This is a genomic window from Prescottella defluvii, assembly GCF_000738775.1.
Classification (GTDB): Bacteria; Actinomycetota; Actinomycetes; order Mycobacteriales; family Mycobacteriaceae; genus Prescottella; species Prescottella defluvii.
Map to the genome: position 1 here is coordinate 84,266 of NZ_JPOC01000009.1, position 22,396 is coordinate 106,661.

The window sequence follows — 22,396 nt, forward strand, 5'->3', positions numbered from 1 at the left end:
TGACGGGTCACAGTAGCGCGAAGGCTATCGTCGGACCACGTGACACAGCGGGCCCGCAGCGACGATTCCACCGGATTACTGTCGGGCGTCGGGGCCTATCTGATCTGGGGCATGTTCCCGATCTTCTTCGGTCTCCTCGCGCCCGCCGGGTCGCTCGAGGTGCTGGCCCACCGGATGGTGTGGACGGTGCTGCTGATGCTCGGTGTGCTGCTCGTCCTCGGCCGGTTGGGTTCGCTGCGGGGGATGGGTGCGCGGACCTGGGGGCTGGTGGCGGCGGCCACCGTCGCGATCGCGATCAACTGGGGTACCTACATCTACGCCGTCGTGTCGGGGCACGTCGTGGAGGCGGCGCTCGGGTACTTCGTCAATCCTTTGGTCAGCGTGCTCCTGGGCGTGCTGATCTTCCGGGAGCGGCTGTCCCGCGCGCAGATCGCGGCGCTGACGCTGGCGGCGGTCGCGGTGGTGATCATCACCGTCGACTACGGGCGGCCACCCGTCGTCGCCCTCACACTGGCGTTGTCGTTCGCGCTGTACGGCGTGATCAAGAAGGTCATCCCGCTCGATCCGCGCACGAGCCTGACTGCGGAGGGCGTGGTGGCGGCGCCGTTCGCGGTGGTGTACCTGACCGTGCTCGCGGTCACGGGCACCGGTTCGTTCTTCGACAACGGCGCCGGCCACAGTCTGCTGCTGATGGTGGCCGGCCCCGTCACCGCGGTGCCACTCCTGCTGTTCGGGGCGGCGGCGCAACGCATTCCGCTGACGACACTGGGCATCCTGCAGTACCTCACGCCGGTCATGCAGATGGTGTGGGGTGTGGTCGTCATGCACGAGGTGATGCCACCGTCGCGGTGGATCGGGTTCGCCCTGATCTGGGCGGCGCTGGTGGTGTTCACCACCGACGCCCTGGCCCGTGCCCGCCGGACCCGCCGATCGGCCCAGGCGGTGCGGGAGCGCGTCGAGGCGCCGTGAGTGTCGCCGGTGGCGACGGTTCGGGGCCGTCGGTACCAGGGCCTAGACTCAGGGGCTGCTGGACCCGCCGGTGTTCGTGCACCGGCCGTAGATGGAGAGGCGCGCGTGGCTGACTCGTTCGTTCACCTGCACAATCACACCGAGTACTCGATGCTCGACGGTGCGGCAAAGGTCGGCCCGCTGTTCAAGGAAGCCGAACGCCTCGGCATGACCGCCGTCGGCATGACCGACCACGGCAACATGTACGGCGCCAGTGAGTTCTACAACGTCGCCAAGAAGCACGGCATCAAGCCGATCATCGGTATCGAGGCGTACATCGCGCCGGAGTCGCGGTTCAACACCAAGCGTGTGCTGTGGGGTGATCGCAGCCAGAAGTCCGACGACGTCTCCGGTAGCGGCGCCTACACGCACATGACGATGGTCGCCGAGAATTCGACGGGCCTGCGGAACCTGTTCAAGCTGTCGTCCCTCGCATCGATCGAGGGCCAGCTCGGCAAGTGGCCGCGCATGGACGAGGATCTCATCGCCCATCACGCCGAGGGCATCATCGCGACCACCGGTTGCCCGTCCGGCGAGATCCAGACCCGGCTGCGCCTCGGCCACGACCGGGAGGCCCTCGAAGCCGCCGCGAAGTGGCAGGAGATCTGGGGCAAGGACAACTTCTTCCTCGAGCTGATGGACCACGGTCTGTCGATCGAGCGGCGGGTCCGGGAGGGCCTGCTCGACATCGGCAAGCAGTTGGGCATCCCGCCGATCGCGACCAACGACTGCCACTACGTCACCAAGGATGCGGCCGAGAACCACGAGGCGCTGCTGTGCATCCAGACCGGCAAGACGCTGTCGGACCCGACGCGCTTCAAGTTCGACGGTGACGGCTACTACCTCAAGTCCGCCGAGGAGATGCGGGCCATCTGGGACGCCGAGGTCCCGGACGCGTGCAACAACACGATGCTCATCGGCGAGCGGGTGCAGCCGTACGAGGACGTGTGGCAGCACCGGGACCGGATGCCGATCTTCCCGGTGCCCGAGGGTTACACCCAGCAGTCGTTCCTGCACCACGAGGTGATGCGGGGTCTGCGCGAGCACCGGTTCCCGCACGATCCGGTGCCGGAGGAGTACATCGAGCGCGCCGAGTACGAGATCAAGGTCATCAACGAGATGGGCTTCCCGGCCTACTTCCTCGTCGTCGGTGACCTCATCAACCACGCCCGCGAGGTCGGCATCCGCGTCGGCCCGGGTCGTGGTTCGGCGGCCGGGTCGCTCGTCGCATACGCGATGGGCATCACCAACATCGACCCGATCCCGCACGGCCTGCTGTTCGAGCGGTTCCTCAATCCCGAGCGCGTGTCGATGCCCGATATCGATATCGACTTCGATGATCGCCGCCGCGGTGAGATGGTCCGCTACGCCACCGACAAGTGGGGCAGCGACAAGGTCGCCCAGGTCATCACGTTCGGCACCATCAAGACCAAGGCCGCCATCAAGGACTCGGCGCGAGTCCAGTTCGGGCAGCCCGGTTTCGCGATCGCGGACCAGATCACCAAGGCGTTGCCGCCGCCGATCATGGCCAAGGACATCTCGGTGTCGGGCATCACCGACCCCGAGCACGAGCGGTACAAGGAAGCGGTCGAGGTCCGCGCGCTCATCGACTCCAACCCGGACGTCGCGAAGATCTACCAGACCGCGCTCGGGCTCGAGGGCCTGATCCGCAATGCCGGCGTGCACGCCTGCGCGGTCATCATGTCGTCCGAGCCGCTCACCGACGCGATCCCGGTGTGGAAGCGCGCGCAGGACGGCGCGATCATCACCGGTTGGGACTACCCGTCGTGTGAGGCCATCGGCCTGCTGAAGATGGACTTCCTCGGTCTGCGCAACCTCACCGTGATCGGTGACGCGATCGAGAACATCAAGGCCAACCGCGGCGTCGACATCGACCTCGACACGTTGCCGATCGAGGATCCGGCCACGTACGAACTGCTCGCCCGCGGCGACACGCTCGGCGTGTTCCAGCTCGACGGCAGTGCGATGCGAGATCTGCTGCGGCGCATGCAGCCCACCGGCTTCGAGGACATCGTCGCCGTCCTCGCCCTGTACCGCCCGGGTCCGATGGGCATGAATGCGCACAACGACTACGCCGACCGCAAGAACGGGCGGCAGGACGTCAAGCCGATCCACCCGGAACTCGAGGAGCCGCTGAAGGAGATCCTCAAGGACACCTTCGGTCTGATCGTCTACCAGGAGCAGATCATGCAGATCGCTCAAAAGGTGGCCGGCTACTCGCTCGGACAGGCAGACTTGCTGCGCCGCGCGATGGGCAAGAAGAAGAAGGAGATCCTCGACGAGGCCTACGACGGCTTCGCCGACGGCATGAAGGCCAACGGCTTCTCGCAGGCCGCGATCACCGCACTGTGGGACACGGTCCTGCCGTTCGCCGGCTACGCGTTCAACAAGTCGCACGCCGCCGGCTACGGCCTGGTGTCGTTCTGGACCGCGTACCTCAAGGCGAACTACCCGTCCGAGTACATGGCGGGCCTGCTCACCTCGGTCGGTGACGACAAGGACAAGGCCGCGGTCTACCTGTCGGACTGTCGGAAGATGGGCATCACGGTGCTGCCGCCGGACGTCAACGCGTCCCGCGTCGACTTCGCGTCGGTCGGCGAGGACATCCGGTTCGGTCTCGGTGCCGTCCGCAACGTCGGCGCCAACGTCGTGGCGTCGATCATCGCGGGGCGCGAGGAGAAGGGGAGTTTCACCGACTTCTCCGACTACCTCAACAAGATCGATGCGTTGGCGTGTTCGAAGAAGGTCACCGAATCTCTCATCAAGGCAGGCGGATTCGATTCCCTCGGGCATCCGCGCAAGGGCCTGATGCTGGTGCACGCCGACGCGATCGACGCGGTGATGGGCACCAAGAAGGCCGAGGCGATGGGCCAGTTCGACCTGTTCGGCGGTGACGACGCCGACGAGTCGATCGCGTCCGTGTTCAACGTCAAGGTCCCCGACGAGGAGTGGGACACCAAGCACAAGCTCGCGCTCGAGCGGGAGATGCTGGGCCTGTACGTGTCCGGGCATCCGCTCAACGGCATCGAGCACGTCCTGGCGTCGCAGTCGGACACCGCGATCCCGACGATCCTCGAGGGTGACATCAAGGACGGCACCCAGGTGACCGTCGGTGGCATCCTCGCGTCGGTGAACCGTCGGATCAACAAGAACGGCCTGACGTGGGCGTCCGCCCAACTCGAGGACCTCTCCGGTGGCATCGAGGTGCTGTTCTTCCCGCAGGCCTACTCGGTGTACGGGATGGACGTGGTCGAGGACTCGGTGGTGCTCGTCAAGGCGCGTGTGTCGATCCGCGACGACCGCGTCTCACTGATCGCGAACGACCTTGCGGTGCCGGATCTTTCGGCGATCGGTGTCGCGAAGCCGGTCGCGGTGAGCCTGCCGGTGCGGCAGTGCACCAAGGAGAAGCTCGGTGCCCTCAAGCAGGTGCTCACCCGGCACCCCGGCACCTCCGACGTGCATGTGCGGTTGATCGGCAGCCGCGGCACGTCGCTGTGGAAGGTGGACGAGGTCCTGCGGGTGGAGCCGTCGTCGGCGCTGATGGGTGACCTCAAGGCGCTGCTCGGTCCGAGCTGCCTGGCGGGCTGACCCGGTACGCGGCCGTCCGGGTCCGATCGGACCCGGACGTCGGGGTGGGTTAGTCGTCACCGGCGCGTGTCATCGGTGGTGTTCGTGCCACATCCAGTTCCACTGCCCCTGTTGATTCTGTTCCCAGCGCCAACAGCCGCCGTGATGGTGGTGATGGTGGTGGTGCGCCGGTGTCGCGGCGACCACGCTCGGAGCGGCGGCCGGTGTAGCGGTCTCGGCGAGTGCCGGGGACGCGGCCAGCCCCAGGGGGATGGCGGCCAGTGACAGCGTGACAAGGATCTTCACGACCACCCGCCGCACGCTGCGTGCGGTGTCCGCGGTCTGTGTCTGTTGTTCCATGACGCTCCCTTCCGTACGGCACCCGGACGGGTGTGCGTCCGGGGCGCACCGGTGCTGTTGCTGCAACACCCATGATATTGCCGGTTTTGTCCGGTTGTTCGAGACTCCTAGGAGACTCACAGGAAGGCGGCGGCGCCGCGGAACTCACCCCTCGGCGACCGATGCGTCGGTAGGGCCCGGGCTACGCGAGCAGATCCAGTTCGGTCAGTACCGCTGTGCTGCTCAGGCTTTCCACTCCGTCCACAAGATCCAACTGCCACGGCCCGGCGGTAGCGGCCACCAGTTCGTCCCAGGAGCGGGCGGACGGGATCTTGGCCGCGCGGCGGGCATCGGCAACCACTGTCCCGGCGAGTGCGCCGGCACGCAGAAGAGCCGGGATGTTCGCATGTCGCAGGTGCGATGGATGTGCCGCGCGTAGGTAGTTGCCGGCCGAACTGTGGGCGATCACCTGCGCCGATACCTTGCCGATCGACACCGCGGACACGAGGCTGTGCGCCGCCAGGAGCAGTTCGTTTCGCCGCCTCCGCTGAGGAAGGTCCAAGCGGGCAGATCCGGTCTCCTGGTAGACATCGAGGTGCACGTACGTACGTATGAGAATCTCGGTGGCCATGACACACATCCCGGGAATCGCGATGCCGCTTCGCACGTTCCACCCGGTACCGCCTCGACCGAGGCCGCTGTAGGCGTGGAGTGCGAAGTCGCGCAACGCCTTGCTGTCGCTCTCGTACAGGAACGACATGCCGGGGATCGGCAGACTCATGGGTGTGATCACGTCGGCGAGTAGGTGCTGGGCCAGCCGCAGGGCCGCCTCGGGTGCAGAATCGACCGCTCTGAACCTGTCGCCGACGACGACCTGGGTGACGTCGTCGCCGAGCCAGGCCGCGCCGCGGAACTCGCCCTTCATGATCTGCCGAATGGCCTCGACGGGACGCGCGAGATCATGGCCGGCCGACTTCACTCGGTGTGCGCGTCCGCCGAATCCGGGGCCCATGTAATCGATCGGCAGTCGCTTGCCCGCAGTCTCCCAGCTCTTCACGAGGTCTGACGGCATCAGCTTCCCGAGACGATCCCTCACCGCGGTGTCGATCGATGCGTCGAACCAGGTGCACAGCAGTCCGACGACACCGACAGCCCCGACAGCGACAAGGTCGGCCTTCGACCACGCCAGCCGGTGTTTCTGCTGCCAGAGATCCCACGCTTCACGCTGTGTGTCCGTCAGGCACGCATCGAGGTCGACCTCCGTCCACTCCCGCTGGGCACGAATCTCGTCGTTGTGTGCCGTCAGTTCGGCATAACTCTGGTGACGAGGGCCCTGTGCAAGCTGGATGTCAGTTTCCCGATCCTCGAGAGTTGCGCTGATCAGAGCATCGAGATCGGCGAGCCGGCGAGATTGGGTGTCGAGGTTGCGTTCGACGTGGTCGCTCACGCGGTCATCTCCGTGGGTAGGCGCTCGCGAACCAGTTCGAGTGTGGTCTGTGCTTGCTTGGTGTCCTCCAGTTCTGCCTCGAGATCCTTGATGCGTTCGCGCAGCGCCGTGTTCTCGGCAGACGTCGCAGCCTTCTCCTGTTTGAGCGACTCGATCTTCTCGACCAGCAGACCGACGCGGTCGGTGACTTCGTTGAGCCTGTCCTGCAAGCTCTCGACGACGCGACGGATCTTCTCGTCGCGGTCGGGTGCGTCCGCGAGAACCATCCGTGCGACGAGGTCGAGTTTGACGGCTTCTGCTGCGATGGCTTGAGAGCCCAACGGGCTGTAGCGGACTCCAGCCGCGGCCACGCCGCCACCGGCGAGTCCACCTACACCGGTCAGGAGCAGCGTCCCGCCGGCGACGCCGAATCCGCCTGCAGCAAGGGACCCGCCGCCCAACATGGCCAGGCCGGCGGAAGTCGCCGCGGCACCGGTGAGGCCCATGGTGCCGCCGATCGCGGCACCGATGGGTGCTGCCGCCCAACCTGCGGTCAGCGCGCCGGCGCCGATTCCGATGACGGACACCGCGGCGACCCGTCCCCACTTGATCGACTTGCGCCGGAGCGCTTTGACCAGGCCTTCGAATTCGTTTGTCATCGTGGCGAGATCGTTCTCGCGCAGCCCCGCGAGATTTCCGGCGGCCAGCGCGAGCGCGGACGTTCGTGCTGCAGGTCCCCACTTCGTATCGTCGGTCCAGGGACTGAACGTCATGAGTTCGGCGAGGATCACCAGGCACGCAGACCGACTGGGAATCGCCTTGGCGAGAAGCGGTGCAAGCTCGGTCAGGCCGTCCAGCTGCTCGGGAAGCGGCCTGCCTACGAGGGCAGTCAGTTGTTCCGACATCGACTCCGGTTGCGCCTCGGCCGACAGCATCTCTTCGAGTACATCCGAAACGAAACTCCGCAATCGGATTCGCTTCCTGAGTTCGGTGCGGTCCTTGCGCTCCTCCTTCCAATCGATGCCGAGCATCCGGACTTGGAGGGCACGTAGGGCCAGCATCTGATCCGGGCTCAGCCGCAGGTCATCAGCGAGCTGGTCCGACGAAACCTCAGTCATGGGGTCATCCTCTGCACGAGTCGAGACGAATTCGCCGAAACAGTACCGAGCGAATCCGACAATCGGACCGGTCTGTCGAGTTGCCGCGCATCACGCCACGCGCATGCCCGCCGGAAGTCGGCCGATCGGTGTGCGTAGTCGTCGGTGTCCGGCGACGAGTGCGGCGGCAGCTACCGCGGCCTGGATGCCCACGCCCAGTGGCCAGATCGGTCCGGGCCGTGCCGTGGTCGGTGCGGTCGGCGCGTTCCGGTCGGTCAGGCAGGGGATGTCCTCGTCGCCGCCGCGCTGCGCGTCGCGGACGCTCGAACTGATCGAGCCCATGATGCCGAAGTCCTGGGAGGTGTCGGGTCCCTTGGGGACGGCGTCGGAGACGATGACGAAGGGATTGGCCGCGAGCATCCAGGCGGTGCGTTCGGTGTGCAGGAGCGTCCACGACGTCGTCCGGGTCTCGCTGCACCTGTAGTGCCCGTTGCCGTTCTCGCCGTCGGGTTCCCAGCCGACGACGGCGGGGGCCTGGATCTCCTCGCGCGTCAACGCCGAGCCCAGGCCGAAGGCGATCGGCGTTCCGACCGTGAACGCTGCCACCAGGAGGTAGGTGGCGGTCACCGCGAAAAGCGGTCGGTGTGAGCGGGCGGAGATCCCGATTCCGATCGCGCACATCAGGCCCAGTTCGAGCGCCACCATGAGGATGAACACCGGCAGGCTCGCGACATGGACGCCGCCGCTGAGCACGGCCCACACCAGGGCCGGCACCGCGACCGCGAGGAATACCAGGGAGGCGGCCCACGCGGCCAGCCATTTGCCCCACAGCAACTGTCCGGGACGCAGCAGGGTGCTCTGCAGGATCGCCAGCGTGCCCGACGCGCGATCGCCGCTGACGGAGTTCGCCGACATCGCCGGCACCACCAGCAGCGCGAACAGCAGGACGAACCCGACGACCAGTTCGAACAGGAACTGTCCGGCCATGTCGGCCGAGTTGTCCGCCGCCTGCCCGAGTGCAGTGACGCCGCAGATCAGTGCGAACCACACCACGAGCAGCACGTACCAGCCGCGGGTGCGCAGTCGCTGGCGGAACTCGAGTCCGAACACCGTCAGGACGCCGTCGAGGTATCCGAGGGTCGGTCGTGTGGTGGTCACCGTGCGTCCTCCTGCATGCTCAGGTATGTCTGCTCCCAGGTTCCGGTTGCAGGGGCGAACTCGGTGACGGCGACACCGTCGGCGACGAGTGCCTGCAGTGCCGCGGCCGCATCGACTTCGTTCTCCACCAGGATCACCCGGTCTCCGGGGCGCCGGTCCGCGGACGTGTCGAGTCGGCGTCCGGCGCGCAGCAGCGAGGCGTCGAGGGTGTCCGGGTCCAGGGCGCGCACGACGAACCGGCGGGCCTGCGCTCCGGCCTCCGCGATCGTCTGCATGCGCACCGTCCGGCCGTCCGCGACGAAGACGGCGCGATCGGCGGTCTCGTCGAGGTCGGACAGCACGTGCGAGCTCACGACGATCGTCCGCCCGTCGGCTGCCAAGCGGCGCAGCAGGATTCGCAGGTCGATCCGGGCACCCGGGTCGAGGCCGGAGGCGGGTTCGTCCAGGAGCAGCACGCGGGGATCGTTGACGAGGGCGCGCGCCAGGGACAGTCGCTGCTGCTGTCCACGGGACAGGGCGCGGGCGGGGGCGTCGGCGAGGTCGGTGAGCTTGACGGTCTCGAGGAGGTCGCCGGCCCGCTCGCGTGCGGCGTCCGGCCTGATGCCGTACAGCCGAGCCACCGCTGTCAGGATCTCCCGTGCGGTCAGCGACTCCCACACACCGAGGGTGTCGGGCATCCAGCCGAGGAGTGCGCGCACGGCCGCGGTGTCGGTGAGAGGATCGTGCCCGCAGATGTCGATCGAACCGGCGTCGGGACGCAGCAGCGACGCGAGCATCAGCAGCAGTGTGGTCTTTCCGGACCCGTTCGGCCCGATGAGGGCGGTCACCTCGCCGGGATGTGCGACGAAGTCCATCGAGCGGACGGCGTGGACGGCGCCGAACGCGCGTGCCAGGCCGTCGGCGCGGATGCCGGTCTCGGTGGCCTCGGGGGTCTCGGGGGTCGAGGGGGTCATCGGCCGAACGCTACTGCGGTTCGGACAATTACGACGTCGAACTCACCGGCGAGCGTCGTGCGGGCGGGTCAGTCCGTCGGCGGGAGCGGGCGGTCGGCCAGCATCACGCGCCGGGTCCACCACACGAGTACCGCCACGGCGGCGGCGGTGAGCACCGCCGTCTGCAGGACCTGCGTGACGGCGAGGACGAGGAGGAACACGCCGAGCGCAGTGGCCACGGCCTCGATCTTGTAGAGCGGCCACGCGGTGCCGGCGATGTCGACGGTGAGACCGGCCCGGTGACGGGTGTGCCGAGGGGGTGTCGCGGTCGTCATCGTGGTCACCTCGTCTCCTGGTTTCGGCCGGCTCTCCCGGTGAGTTCAGAGTACGCATACTTCGAAGTTCGGTCCAGCGAACAATTGACGGAGGCGGACGAAACTCCCGACGTCCGGGCATTCGGGTGGTCGAGATCATGTGCGCGGTGTTCACTGGTTGCATGCCACTCATCGGTGAATACGAGCCCAGTCCCAGTTCCTGGGCCGCGGACCAGGTCGATCTGTACGAGCGCTCCGGCGGGACCGAGGGGACGACGATGGAGGGCAAGCCCGTCGTCATCCTGACAACCAAGGGCGCCAAGTCCGGCAAGCTGCGCAAGACGCCGCTCATGCGCGTCGAACACGACGGGCAGTACGCGGTGGTCGCGTCGCTCGGCGGCGCGCCGCAGCATCCCGTCTGGTACCACAACGTGGTCGCCGATCCGCACGTCGAACTCCAGGACGGTCCGGTCAAGCGGGACATGATCGCGCGCGAGGTCACCGGCGAGGAGAAGGCCGAGTGGTGGAAGCGGGCGGTCGAGGCGTGGCCGGCGTACGCCGACTACCAGACCAAGACCGATCGTCAGATCCCGGTCTTCGTGCTGGCGCCGCAGGACTGATCCGCCGGAACAATCGCTGTCGCCGCGCCGAACGGCCCGGACCCGGGTAGCCTGCGAGGAGCAAGCTCTCGATTCCGGACCGTTCGGGCGGAGGCTGAAATGGCGCCGAAAACTGTTGCAGATCAACTCGTTTCACAGTTGCTTGATGCGGGTGTGCAGCGCATCTACGGCATCGTCGGAGACAGTCTCAATCCGGTCGTGGACGCGGTGCGGCGCACCGGGGGAGCGGCGTCGGGTGGCATCGACTGGGTGCACGTCCGGCACGAGGAGGTCGCGGCGTTCGCGGCCGCCGCGGAGGCGCAGATCACCGGGCGGCTCGCGGTGTGCGCGGGCTCGTGCGGTCCCGGGAATCTGCACCTGATCAACGGCCTGTACGACGCGAACCGTTCGGGCGCACCGGTACTCGCGATCGCCTCCCACATCCCGAGCACGCAGATCGGGACCGGGTACTTCCAGGAGACGCATCCCGACCGACTGTTCGTCGAGTGCTCCCGATACAACGAGATGATCAGCGTCCCCGCGCAGGCGCCGCGGATCGTGCAGAGCGCGATGCAGCACGCGATCGCGCAGTCCGGGGTCGCGGTGATCACGCTGCCGGGCGATGTCGCCGATCAGCGGGCGGAGGGTGCGGCGCCCCCACTGGTGCGGACGGGTACACCGTCGGTGGTGCCGGCCGACGACGACGTCCGAGCGCTCGCCGACGCGATCAACGCCGCGTCGGCGGTCGCGATCTTCGCCGGTGCCGGGGTCCTCGGCGCCCGCGACGAGTTGCTCGGCCTCGCGGACACGATCGGCGCCCCGATCGGTCATTCCCTGCGGGGCAAGGAATGGATCCAGTACGACAACCCGTTCGACGTCGGCATGACCGGGCTGCTCGGCTACGGCGCGGCGCACGACGGCATCCACGGGGCCGATCTGCTTCTGCTGGTCGGGACCGACTTCCCGTACGACCAGTTCCTGCCCGACGACGTGCGGACCGCGCAGATCGACATCGCGGCGGAGAAACTCGGTCGGCGCACCGGCGTCGATCTCGCGGTGCACGGCGACACCCGATCGGTGCTGCGGGCGCTGGCACCGCTCGTGGAACGCAAGTCCGACCGCGGCTTCCTCGACCGAACCCTGGACCGGCACGACAAGCTCATGGCCCGCGTCGTCGGGGCCTACACCGAGCCGGTCGGTCAGCGGGTCCCGATTCATCCCGAGTACGCGGCGTCGATCCTCGACGACCTGGCCGCCGACGACGCGATCTTCACCGCGGACACCGGAATGTGCAATGTGTGGACCGCCCGCTACCTCACGCCCAACGGCCGACGCCGATTCCTGTCGTCGGCGCTGCACGGTTCGATGGCGAACGCGCTGCCGCACGCGATCGGCGCGCAGTTCGCGCAGCCGGACCGTCAGGTGGTGGCGATGTCGGGTGACGGCGGGCTGTCGATGCTGCTGGGGGATCTCGTCACCGTCGCGATGTACAAGTTGCCGGTCAAGATCGTCGTGTTCGACAACTCGACCCTCGGCATGGTCAAGCTCGAGATGCTGGTCGACGGTCTGCCCGATTTCGGCGTCGATGTCCCGTCCGTCGACTATGCGGCCGTTGCTGCGGCGCTGGGGATCCACTCACGGCGGATCGAGGATCCGGCGGATCTCGAGGAGGGACTGCGGTCGGCGCTCGACCACGACGGCCCGGTGCTCGTCGACATCGTCACCGACCCGAATGCGTTGTCGTTGCCGCCGACCATCACCGGCGAGCAGGTGCGCGGTTTCGCGCTGGCGATGTCGCGGATGGTGATGAACGGTGGTGTTGGGCAAGCCGTTCAGATGGCGAAGTCCAACCTGAGGAACGTGCCGCGTCCGTCCCAGTTCTCGCGGAAGGACTGACGCCGCCCGCGGGCGGCGGGGCGGTTGCGCGGTACCGGGTACGCAGTGGGAACATGGTTGGGTGTCAAATTCGCCTGAACTCGCAGAACTGAAGGTCACCTCGCCCGCGCTCACCGCGGACGAGATCGATGCTGCTGCCGAGCGAATTGCGCACATTATCGACGCGACACCCCTGCAGCTCAGTGATCGGCTGTCGGCGCTGACCGGCGCGCGGGTGTACCTCAAGCGTGAAGATCTCCAGGTGGTCCGCTCCTACAAGCTGCGCGGCGCCTACAACCTGATCATGCAGTTGAACGACGCCGAGCGTGCCGCGGGCGTGGTCACGGCCAGTGCCGGCAACCACGCGCAGGGCGTGGCGTTCGCGTGCCGGTCGATGGAGATCCGCGGCCGCATCTACGTGCCGGCCAACACGCCCAAGCAGAAGCGCGACCGGATCATGGTCCACGGTGGCGGTTTCGTCGAGTTGATCCCGACGGGGGAGACCTACGACGCCGCCGCGGCCGCCGCGGCCGCCGACGTGGAGCGGACGGGCGCCACCATGGTGCCGCCGTTCGACGACACCCGCACCGCGGCGGGCCAGGGCACCATCGCGGCGGAGATCCTCGAGCAGCTGGGGCACGCGCCGGACAGCGTGATCGTCCCGGTCGGTGGCGGCGGCTGCATCGCCGGCATCGCGACGTACATGCACGAGCGGGCACCGCAGACCACGATCATCGGTGTCGAGCCGGTGGGGGCGGCGTCGATGACGGCGGCCCTCGTCGCCGGGTGCCCGGTGACCCTGCCGGAGGTGGACCCGTTCGTCGACGGCGCGGCCGTCAAGCGGGTCGGTGACCTGCCGTACGCGGTGGTCTCGGTGCTCGGCGCGAGCGTCGTCTCGCATGCGTCACTACCGCTGCTCGCGACCACCCGCACGAGTGGGTCGGGAAAGTTCGTGATGACGCAGGTCGACGAGGGTGCGATCTGCACCGCGATGCTCGAGCTGTACCAGAACGAGGGCATCATCGCCGAGCCGGCCGGTGCGCTGTCGGTGACCGCGCTCGGTCAGCTCGACGTCGAACCGGGGAGCACGGTGGTGTGCCTGATCTCCGGCGGCAACAACGACGTGTCCAGGTACGGCGAGATCCTCGAACGCTCGCTCGTCCACCTCGGTCTCAAGCACTACTTCCTGGTGGACTTCCCGCAGGAGCCGGGTTCGCTGCGACGTTTCCTCGACGAGGTGCTCGGGCCGGACGACGACATCACCCTGTTCGAGTACGTCAAGCGCAACAACCGGGAGACGGGTGCGGCACTGGTCGGCATCGAACTCGGTTCGGCGGACGGGCTGACCGACCTGCTCGACCGGATGCGTGAGTCGCGTCTGCAGGTGGAGCAGCTCGAGCCCGGTTCCCCGGCGTACCGCTACCTCACGTAGCGGGGTCGTCCTCCGTCGCCGCGGTGGTGCCGAGCAGTCGGTCCACCACCCGGCGGTGGAGTTCCGGGTCGGTCTCGGGGAGGCCGAGCAGGGCCGCGAGGTAGATGCCGTCACCGACCAGGCGCACGATCTCGGCCTGGACCGGATCGTCGATCTCGGCGATCAGTCCGTCGTCCCACGAGCGCATCACGTCGGCGACGGCCTGCTGCACCTCGTCGTGCTGCCCGTCGGCGCTGCGCATCGCCGCGATCATCGAGCGGTACAGCGCCATCTCCTCCGCCGATTCGGCGCCGGGATACTGCAGGTAGATCTCGGACACGGTCCGGCCGCCGGCGACGGCGTCGGCGAGTTGCCGGTCGGACCGGTCGCCCAGGCGGCGGACCATCGACGCGAGCAGGGCTTCCTTGCTCGGGAAGTGGTACAGCAGTCCGCCCTTCGAGACGCCGGCCGCTGCGGCGACGGCTTCGAGCGTCACGTGGGCGACGCCGACGTCGTGCAGCAGGCTTTCGAGGGCGTCGAGGATGCGATCGCGTGTGTCGGAGGCCATGAAAATCAATGTACCGGCTGGACGGTCAACTGCTACCCTGGTCGAGGTGCTATACCGGCTGGACGGTTCACCATCTGGTCGGTTTCCGTTCATCCGAGAAGAACGCGTGGGGAGAAGAGATGTCATTGGACGCGGTGCGGGATCCGCACGAGGTTCGGGCCAGCCGGAAGGACTGGCTCGGGCTGGTCGTGCTGGCCTTCGCGGTCCTGCTCATCGCCGTCGACGCAACGGTCCTGGACCTGGCGCTGCCGTTCATCAGCGAGGACCTGGCGCCGAGTGGCACGCAGTTGCTGTGGATCATCGACGTCTACTCGTTCGTGCTCGCCGGTTTGCTGGTCACGATGGGCACGCTCGGTGACCGGATCGGACGCCGCAAGCTGCTTCTCATCGGTGCGGCCGGGTTCGGGTTGGCGTCGCTGATCGCCGCGTGGTCGGGCAGCGCCGAGATGCTGATCGCGGCCCGCGTCCTGCAGGGCGTGTCGGGTGCGACGCTGATGCCCGCGACGCTGGGTCTGATCCGGACGATGTTCGTCAATCCGCGCCAGCGCACCACCGCGATCGGTGTGTGGGGCGCGATGGCCGGTGGCGGCGCGGCGGCCGGTCCGTTGGTCGGTGGCTGGTTGCTCGAGCACTACTGGTGGGGTTCGGTGTTCCTGATCAACATCCCGGTCATGGTCGGGCTGCTCATCCTCGGGCCGCTGGTGATTCCGGAGTCCAAGGACCCGTCGCCGGGGCGCTTCGATCTAGCCAGTGCCGGTCTGTCGATGCTCGCGATGGTGCCGATGGTGTACGCGGTCAAGGAGACTGCGGTGCACGGGCCGAGTTGGACGCTCACCATGATCGGTGTCGTCGGTGCCGCTGCGGGCTGGGCTTTCGTTCGCCGGCAGCGCCAGTTGGACGATCCGATGATCGACCTGTCGCTGTTCGCGCGACCGGCGTTCTCCACCGCGGTCGTGACGAACCTACTGTCGATCTTCGCGCTTGCGGGCGTGCTGTTCTTCGGGTCGCAGTACCTGCAGTTGGTGCTCGGTTACAGTCCGCTCGATGCCGGTCTGCTCATGTTGCCGGGCACGCTCGTCAGCGCAGTCGCCTCGGTCGCGGCGGCGTGGCTCGTCCGGCGCTGGGCGCCTGGTCGGGTGCTGAGCGTCGGTCTCGCGGTCGCGGCCCTGGGTGCGGCGGCGTTGATCACGCTGGGGACCGACACCGGGCCGGAAGCGTTCGTCGTCGGATTCATCCTGGCTGGCGCCGGCGTCGGTGTGGCGTTGACGCTCACCTCCGACCTGGTGGTCAGCGCGGTCGAACCGGAACGGGCCGGTGCGGCGTCGGCGGTCTCGGAGACCGCATACGAACTGGGTGTGGCGCTGGGTGTCGCCGTCCTCGGCAGTGTGGTGCTCGCGATCTTCCGTCGTGGCCTGGACGTCTCGGCGCTGGAGCCCGATCAGGCGCACATCGCGCAGGGCACGCTCGGCGGCGCGGTGGAGGTGTCGAAGTCGATGCCGGCCGATCAGGGCGCGGTGTTCGTCGATGCCGCGCAGTCGGCGTTCGTCGACGGCATGCACATCGCAGCCGGCGCGACAGCGATCATCCTGTTCGCAACCGCACTCCTGGCGGCGCGGATGTTGCGTCAGCGCTGACATGTAGCTGCAAGGCTCGAGCGGCCGGCCCGATCTGTGGATCGGGCCGGCCGCTGCCGTATCCGGGTGGCGATGTCGGACTCGGGACCTTTGATTCAACGTTCAACGGGTGATTCTCGGGGTGATTTGCCCCTTCGCGTGCTGTCGTCGTTTCTGCTACTCCGCTGAGGTGCATGCCAGGGAGCTATCGTGCTGACCAGTATGTTTCGGAAAACCAGCTGGTTCCGTCGTGGTGCAGCGCGCAGATTCGGGCGATATCGGCCGTTGCGGTCTGTGCTTGTATATCCCATGTCGGGGTGTTCGTTCATTCATCATTCATTTCGCCGTGGCCGGATTCGGTCGAGTGTTCACGAGAAGGGCCTCGAATTGTGGGGAGGTTGGCTTTGATCTGTCGCGAGCCCTGCCGTGCCGGCCTGATCGTCTTCCGATCGGGCGGCCGGGGTGCGTCAGCGCTGGGTCGGCCCGAACGCTCCAGACCGGGAAGAGGCGCTTTCGTGAAATTTGGTCGCAGACAGTAGCTACTCTGTCGCGATGTCGGCCCTGGGTGACGATCCCCTGGGGCGATGGGTACAGCGGGGGCTGTACCGGGGGTCTCGCCCCCCAACTCAGAGCTTCTTCGTCATTGCGTAGGGGGGGATAGGTGTGAGTCAGACAATCACGCCGTCAAGCGAATCCGAGATGGGTGGGATTCCGGACACGCGCCGACTTGCCGGTCCGGTCGTGCCGCTCGTGGCCTATGTGGCGGTGGATATTTCGGTTCCGCTTCTCCTCGTGTGGCGCACACCCATCGCATGGCCGGGCCTGCTCGCACTGGTTGTCGGATGCGTGGCCGTGTGGATCTGGACAGGCTTGTACCGGGTCCGATTCACACTGTCGGTACTGGACGACTTCCCGATACTGCTGCTCGGGCTGGCCGGCGGTGCCGGTGCCGTGGTGGTGAGTGGGCGGGCGGTGACGGACGGCGAGCTTCCGGACGTGTCGGACACTCTAGGACTCGTTGCGGCAGTTGCGGTCCTCGCACGAGCGATGCTGTACACCGTCGAGCGTCGTGCGAGGACCGCCGGTCGTCGCTGCGTCGGACGCGCTGTGATCATCGGTGACAGTCCGACGGGTCGCGAGCTCTCGGCTGCAATGAGCGCCCACCCCGCTCTTGGCGTGGTCCCGGTCGGGCGGGTGTCGGTGCCCGGCTCCAGTGAGGACGAGCGACTCCGCGAGAGCGCGACTCTCGGGTCGATCGACGAACTGGGCAGGGTCGTCCAGCTTTACGGCGTTTCTCACTTCTTCGTCGTGGGCATGGTCGACGAAGGCAGGCTCACCGATGTACTTCAAGTGGCCGGAGACTACGGCGTGCAGGTGTATCAGACGGACCGGTTCCGGCTGGCCAAGTGGCATCGAGCAGCTGGAAGTGACCAGCTGTGGGGCATTCCGGTTCGTGACATCACGCCGAGGCGCACTGATGGCGCAGCCTATGTGCTCAAGCGGCTCTTCGATTTCCTGGCCGCGTCGGCTGCGCTCGTCCTCCTGGCGCCGGTCATGGCGGTGGTGGCGTGCGCAGTGTGGTTCGAGACGCGAACGGTCATCTACCGTCAGGTGCGTATCGGCCGAAACAATCGGGAGTTCGTGCTCTACAAGTTCACATCGATGTTGCCTGTCCCCGAGGAGAATTCGGAATCCTTGTGGTCGATTGCGGAGGATCGTCGAATCGGTCCGGTCGGACGATTCATCAGGCGCACCTCGCTCGACGAACTCCCTCAGTTGGTCAACGTGATACGAGGGGATATGAGCGTCGTCGGGCCTCGCCCGGAGCGCCCGGAATTCGCCGAGCACTTCGCCCAGACCGTTCCCGGATACCGGTACCGACTCCGTGTCCCGGTGGGCTTGACGGGTTACGCCGCGGTGAACGGACTCCGCGGCGACACATCGATTCATGATCGCGCTGTGTTCGACAACGTCTACATCGCGAACTGGTCCCTGTGGCTCGACGCAAAGATCATTCTCCAGACCGTCATCAGTGTGTTCAGGGGACGAGGTGCCTGAGATGGAGTCGAATCCCGCGCCGCAACAGCTTCGTGTGCTGGCGCTCCACCCGAGCGGAATGGTCGGCGGAGCCGAGATCTACCAACTGCTGTTGGCGGAAGCCACCGACCGAGTGCAATGGGACGCGGTGATTCTCGCTCCCGGCAGGTTGGCTTCCAGATGGAACAGTGCCGGCGGTAGCGCCCACGTGTTGCCCACTGGCACGGGGGTCGGCGAAATATCCAGGGCGGCAGCAAGGATGGTCGGTGCGGTCCGACGGTTGCGCCCCGACGTCATCGTTGCGCACGGCGTCAAAGCCGGGTTGATCGCGGTGCCGGCTCGGCTGTGGTTGGGCACCCCCGCCGTCTGGGTGCGTCACGACGACTCGTTCGCGCACACCTGGGCTCGCCTGGTGGGGCGTCTGCTCACCGGCGAGATCTCCACCTCGAAGAGGGTGTCCGTGTTCGGCCGATCTGCGCGTCGGGTCGTCGTCGAACCGCCGCGGCCGTCCCCGGCCGCTCGCTCCACGGTGGGTTCAGCGAACACGGTGCCGGGCGTCGGTTCCGCCGTCGGCGCGCACGGGGTGAGATCGACTCTCGTACTGGGTATGGGTGGCCGGTTGGTGCCGGAGAAGGGGTTCGAGGACGCGATCCGCGCGATAGCACTGTCGGCAGCAGGCGAACGACTCTGGGATCTGGTGATTTTCGGCATCGACGACCCCGCACATCCGGACGAACGAGCGCGACTGCACGCGTTGGTGCGCGAGCTCGGCGTGGACGAGCGTGTCTCGATCCATGCCGCGGTCGACGACTTCCCTTCGCGCGTGTACGGATTCGATGCGCTCGCCGTTCTCACCCGGACCACCAGGGGCTCCGACAGCACCGCGGAATGGTTCGGCATGGTGGCACTCGAGGCCATGTCGGCGGGCATCCCTGTCGTCTGTGTGGAGTCCGTAGGCGCCTGGGTGGGGGAGGGCGGACTCGTGGTCGCCGCATCCGATCCGTCCGATGTCGATCGTGCACTGCGTGCCCTCGAAGACCCGGAATTGCGTTCGCGGATCGGTCGAGCGGGCTTCCGTGCAGCTGCCGACCGTCTCGACGCGGCCGGCGCCTCGGACCTGTTCGTCGAATACCTGGCGTCTGTCGTCCATCGGCCGGGAATCGGCGTTGCCGGTACGGCTCGGCTGAGTGTCGTTGTCACGGTGCGCGACGAGGCTGCCACCATCGCGGTGCTGCTGCACGAGGTGATGAACCAGATGCGTCCGGATGACGAGTTCGTCATCGTCGACGGCGGTTCTCGCGACGGCACCTGGGAGTATCTCGTCGACGAGGCGAGCCGAGACGAGAGGATCCGCCCGCTCCGTGCCGAAGGCGCTGGCATCTCCGCTGGTAGAAACCGTGGGATCGCTGCCGCACGCAACGAGCACATCGTCTGTACCGATGCCGGCTGTGTGCCGGCCGCGGGTTGGCTCGAGGCGTTTCGGTCTGCCATAGCGCAACATCCCGGCGACGGCCTGTGGACCGGTGTCTACGACGTGTCCGCAACCGGGGCGTTCCAACGTGCGTTGCGGGCCGTCGGTTATCCCGATCCACACGAACTGGCGGTACCGACGCCGTGGTCCGACCTGTACGGCAGGGTCCTCGGCCGCGTCTTCGACCCGGCTAGGCCGACCGGCCGTTCGGTTGCGATGACCAGGGATGTCTGGGAAAGAGTCGGCGGATTCCGGGAGGACCTGCAGACCGGCGAGGACGTGCTGTTCGGGCAGCAGGCGGTGGCGTCCGGCGCGACACCGCGGCTGGTCCGCGATGCCGTTGTGCGCTGGGACCAGCGACCGACGCTTCGAGAGAACTTTCGGATGTACTACAGATACGGCCTCGGTTCCGGGGCGTCACGCCGCGCCTCGCTGCTCGGCCGGGACCTGTTGAGGGCGTTCGCGTATCCGGCCGGAATCGCAGTTGCGCTGTCCGGGAATCGCGGCGCTCAGGCCGGGGCGCTGGCTGCTGCCGCAGCCTACCTCTCCCTGCCCGTGCGCCGGGTGCTCCGGGAGCGAGGCGGAATCGCGACTTTGGCGCTGGTGCCGGCGGTCGCTGCCGGACGAGACCTGTCCAAAGCGGCCGGAGCTGTGGCCGGACTGGTGGGGCAGCGGGCATGACCGTCCATTCGGAACCGGCTAGGAGAACGGTCACCCGTACAGGTCATGACGACGACTCCCGTCGCCGAAACCTTCTGGAGATGCGTGGCCGCGACTGGGCGACGGCTCACGGTATCCGCACGCCCTCGACCGTCGACTCCGACGGGGACGGATCGCTGCTGGTGAGCGAGTACGTGCCGTCGCTGTCGTCCTCGGGAGCGAACTACGTCGAGGCGGCGTTGGCGCTTGCGGGGATGGTCTCGGCTGCACCGGAACCCAGCTTCGGAATCTCCGCCTCGGGATGGCGGGCTCCCCGGACGTCGCTTCTCACCCGTGCGGCTCGACTGTGTGCGGCCGGTGTCGATCCGGTGGTCTTCGTCCGGGCACGGCGACGGGTGGCACGGATCCCTTCACAGGTGACCGTGCACGGTGACTTCCACGTCGGCAACGTTCTCAACCTCGGCGACGGGGTCGTGTGCCTGCTGGACTTCGAGCACGCGGGACGCGGTCCTCGCCATGCCGATGCGCTGCGTTTGGTCACCACGCTCGACAGGACCTCCGACGCAGAGTACGGGCTCGAACTGCTACTCCGCGCTGCCACCCGTGATGACCGCGGCACAATCGCGGACCAGCTGGAATGGCTGGCGTTGCGGCACTTGGCCGATCTCGTCACCGGCCGAGTGAGCCGTTCGCGCGTGGACGCCGCGCACGCTCGGTGGCACTTGGCTCGACACTGGGCGCGAGATATTCGGAACATGTTGTGACGCTGAAGAAGAATCCGGTGGAGGTCTCGGCCACGTCGTCGAGTTCCCCGCACGGGCGCGCGCGCCACCTGGCGACCGCCGTCGGGTCGTTGGCGACCGGGGAGGTCCTCGGCAAGGTGGCCACGTTGGTGACCTTCGCATGGTCCGCCCGCTTGCTCGGGCTCGATGAGTTCGGCCTGTTCACCTACGCCCTCGGCATCGGCACTCTCCTCGCGACCATTCCGTCGTTGGGTCTGGAAGCTCGGCTCATCCAACTGACCGGACGTGACCCTCGGTTGCTCAACGAGTACCTCGGTCCGCTGATGGTTGTGCGGCTGGTCCTGACGGTCGCGGCGTTCGGCGCCGCAGTGCCGTTCGTGCTGGCGAGAGATTCCACGAGCGCTCGTCTCACGATCGTCCTGATGGTGTCGGCGGCCGTGATCGACGTCATGACCGACGCCCAGCGGTCGGCGTGTGTGGTCCTCGAACAACAGCAGGCGACGGCAGCGGTGACCGTCTTCCAACGAGCGCTCACGTTGGTGGCGGCGCTGGTGCTGTTGACAATTTCCCCGAGCACCGTGAGCCTCGCGGTGGCATTCAACGTCGCCGGCCTCGCCGCGTGTACGGCCATGACCCTCCTGGCTCGTCGGCACGGGGCACGAACGGAGTTCCGCCGGGTCACCTGGGGGAAGACGAAGACCATCCTCCGGGCAGCACCGGTGATGGGGGTCAACGAGATCGTCGGTGAGGCGGTCACTCGTATCGATGTGATCCTCATCCAGATGATCCTGGGCGATGCAGCCGTCGGCGTGTACGGCGTGGCCTACCGGCTGATGGAGACCGCGTTGTTCATCACGTGGTCGGTCGGGCACGCTCTCGCTCCCGACCTGGTCCGGGCCAAGGACCGCGACGCGTTGGGCAGGACCGTGGGTGTGGGTGTCGTGCTGATGTTCGTCGTCTATCTGCCGTACGGAGCAGTACTTGCCACTCGCGGTCAGGACTTGGTGGACCTTCTGTTCGGCAGCGGATATCAAGCCGGTGCGCTCTTGGTCTGCCTGGCGCCTGCACCGTTGGTGTTCGGGCTCGGTCAGCTCGCCAGGAAGGCCCTGTTCGCGCGCAGTCCGACGCCTGTGGTTCCGATCGCTACGGCGTTGGCCCTGGTGATCAACATTGCGATGAACTGGATGCTGCTGGCCAGTGGGGGTCTCGTCTGGGCCGCGATCGCGAAGACGACCGCCTACGCGGTCCAGATGTTCGTCATGTGGGCACTGCTCGTGACCGTGGCGCGCGTGCACGGCGTGGTTCGGGGAGTCGCGGTCGCGGTCGGGGCCACGGCCGTGTCTGTGCTGCTGCTGACGAGTGGTCTTCCACTGGTTCCTGCGCTGCTCTCCGCGGGTGCGGCCTACGGGCTCGTGTGGATACTTCTCACCCGCCGGTTCGATCCCGTTATGGCGCAGCGTATTCGAGTGCTGCGGGGCGGGCGGCACACAGACGGTCGGGAGCTCGAACATGCGGCGTAGTGAACTGGGGGAGGTTACCGAGGAACAGCAGCAGGCG

At 67.2% G+C, this 22,396-nt stretch carries 17 protein-coding genes; 10 read left to right on the forward strand and 7 right to left on the reverse strand.

Annotated elements, in window-relative coordinates:
- Nucleotides 1–39 precede the first annotated feature (39 nt).
- Complete coding sequence (gene rarD, locus IJ15_RS0104260) at nt 40–969, forward strand: EamA family transporter RarD (RefSeq protein ID WP_031937108.1); 930 nt, start codon at nt 40–42, stop codon at nt 967–969.
- A 105-nt stretch (nt 970–1,074) separates the two neighbouring features.
- The gene (gene dnaE / locus IJ15_RS0104265) at nt 1,075–4,617 is read left to right on the forward strand and encodes a DNA polymerase III subunit alpha (RefSeq protein ID WP_031937109.1); all 3,543 of its coding nucleotides are present in this window, start codon (nt 1,075–1,077) and stop codon (nt 4,615–4,617) included.
- A gap of 69 nt (nt 4,618–4,686) precedes the next feature.
- Here dnaE and IJ15_RS0104270 read toward each other — a convergent pair whose 3' ends face one another.
- The 6 genes from IJ15_RS0104270 to IJ15_RS0104295 all read right to left on the reverse strand — a co-directional run bounded on the left by IJ15_RS0104270 (nt 4,687) and on the right by IJ15_RS0104295 (nt 9,883).
- Nucleotides 4,687–4,956 carry a hypothetical protein gene (locus tag IJ15_RS0104270; protein WP_031937110.1) on the reverse strand — a complete coding sequence of 90 codons (270 nt, stop codon included), beginning with the start codon at nt 4,954–4,956 and terminating at the stop codon, nt 4,687–4,689.
- Nucleotides 4,957–5,137: 181 nt separating this feature from the next.
- Entirely contained in the window at nt 5,138–6,382 is a 1,245-nt protein-coding gene (locus tag IJ15_RS0104275) for a hypothetical protein (RefSeq protein WP_031937111.1), read from the reverse strand.
- The gene (locus IJ15_RS0104280) at nt 6,379–7,479 is read right to left on the reverse strand and encodes a hypothetical protein (protein ID WP_031937112.1); all 1,101 of its coding nucleotides are present in this window, start codon (nt 7,477–7,479) and stop codon (nt 6,379–6,381) included. Before IJ15_RS0104280 ends, IJ15_RS0104275 begins: the two co-directional genes overlap by 4 nt.
- A gap of 90 nt (nt 7,480–7,569) precedes the next feature.
- Nucleotides 7,570–8,616, reverse strand: coding sequence for an ABC transporter permease (locus IJ15_RS0104285; protein ID WP_031937113.1), 1,047 nt, complete (start codon nt 8,614–8,616; stop codon nt 7,570–7,572).
- Complete coding sequence (locus IJ15_RS0104290) at nt 8,613–9,569, reverse strand: ABC transporter ATP-binding protein (protein ID WP_051918494.1); 957 nt, start codon at nt 9,567–9,569, stop codon at nt 8,613–8,615. Before IJ15_RS0104290 ends, IJ15_RS0104285 begins: the two co-directional genes overlap by 4 nt.
- Before the next feature lie 68 nt (nt 9,570–9,637).
- Entirely contained in the window at nt 9,638–9,883 is a 246-nt protein-coding gene (locus tag IJ15_RS0104295) for a hypothetical protein (protein WP_031937115.1), read from the reverse strand.
- Nucleotides 9,884–10,044: 161 nt separating this feature from the next.
- Here IJ15_RS0104295 and IJ15_RS0104300 point away from each other — a divergent pair, with 161 nt between their 5' ends.
- The 3 genes from IJ15_RS0104300 (at nt 10,045) to ilvA (ending at nt 13,768) form a co-directional block, all read left to right on the forward strand.
- A complete protein-coding gene (locus IJ15_RS0104300) occupies nt 10,045–10,482 on the forward strand; it encodes a nitroreductase family deazaflavin-dependent oxidoreductase (protein WP_031937116.1) in 438 nt (145 codons plus the stop codon).
- Between the two features lie 99 nt (nt 10,483–10,581).
- Entirely contained in the window at nt 10,582–12,357 is a 1,776-nt protein-coding gene (locus tag IJ15_RS0104305) for a pyruvate dehydrogenase (RefSeq protein ID WP_031937117.1), read from the forward strand.
- Between the two features lie 61 nt (nt 12,358–12,418).
- Nucleotides 12,419–13,768: a threonine ammonia-lyase IlvA gene (ilvA, locus tag IJ15_RS0104310; protein ID WP_031937118.1), complete on the forward strand. Its 1,350-nt coding sequence runs from the start codon at nt 12,419–12,421 to the stop codon at nt 13,766–13,768.
- On the opposite strand, the gene IJ15_RS0104315 is transcribed toward ilvA, so the two are convergent.
- The gene (locus IJ15_RS0104315) at nt 13,761–14,315 is read right to left on the reverse strand and encodes a TetR/AcrR family transcriptional regulator (RefSeq protein ID WP_031937119.1); all 555 of its coding nucleotides are present in this window, start codon (nt 14,313–14,315) and stop codon (nt 13,761–13,763) included. The two genes, ilvA and IJ15_RS0104315, sit on opposite strands and share 8 nt — an antisense overlap.
- Nucleotides 14,316–14,434: 119 nt before the next feature.
- Here IJ15_RS0104315 and IJ15_RS0104320 point away from each other — a divergent pair, with 119 nt between their 5' ends.
- The 5 genes from IJ15_RS0104320 to IJ15_RS0104340 all read left to right on the forward strand — a co-directional run bounded on the left by IJ15_RS0104320 (nt 14,435) and on the right by IJ15_RS0104340 (nt 22,359).
- Nucleotides 14,435–15,949, forward strand: a complete 1,515-nt coding sequence (locus IJ15_RS0104320; RefSeq protein ID WP_031937120.1) for an MFS transporter — start codon at nt 14,435–14,437, stop codon at nt 15,947–15,949.
- A gap of 678 nt (nt 15,950–16,627) precedes the next feature.
- A complete protein-coding gene (locus tag IJ15_RS0104325) occupies nt 16,628–17,986 on the forward strand; it encodes an exopolysaccharide biosynthesis polyprenyl glycosylphosphotransferase (protein WP_051918495.1) in 1,359 nt (452 codons plus the stop codon).
- Between the two features lies 1 nt (nt 17,987).
- The gene (locus IJ15_RS0104330; RefSeq protein WP_197059739.1) at nt 17,988–20,117 is read left to right on the forward strand and encodes a glycosyltransferase; all 2,130 of its coding nucleotides are present in this window, start codon (nt 17,988–17,990) and stop codon (nt 20,115–20,117) included.
- Nucleotides 20,114–20,860, forward strand: a complete 747-nt coding sequence (locus IJ15_RS0104335) for a phosphotransferase (protein WP_081880582.1) — start codon at nt 20,114–20,116, stop codon at nt 20,858–20,860. Before IJ15_RS0104330 ends, IJ15_RS0104335 begins: the two co-directional genes overlap by 4 nt.
- On the forward strand, nt 20,857–22,359 hold the full coding sequence (locus IJ15_RS0104340; RefSeq protein ID WP_031937124.1) for an oligosaccharide flippase family protein: 1,503 nt from the start codon (nt 20,857–20,859) through the stop codon (nt 22,357–22,359). The genes IJ15_RS0104335 and IJ15_RS0104340 overlap by 4 nt, the downstream gene beginning before the upstream one ends.
- Nucleotides 22,360–22,396 lie beyond the last annotated feature (37 nt).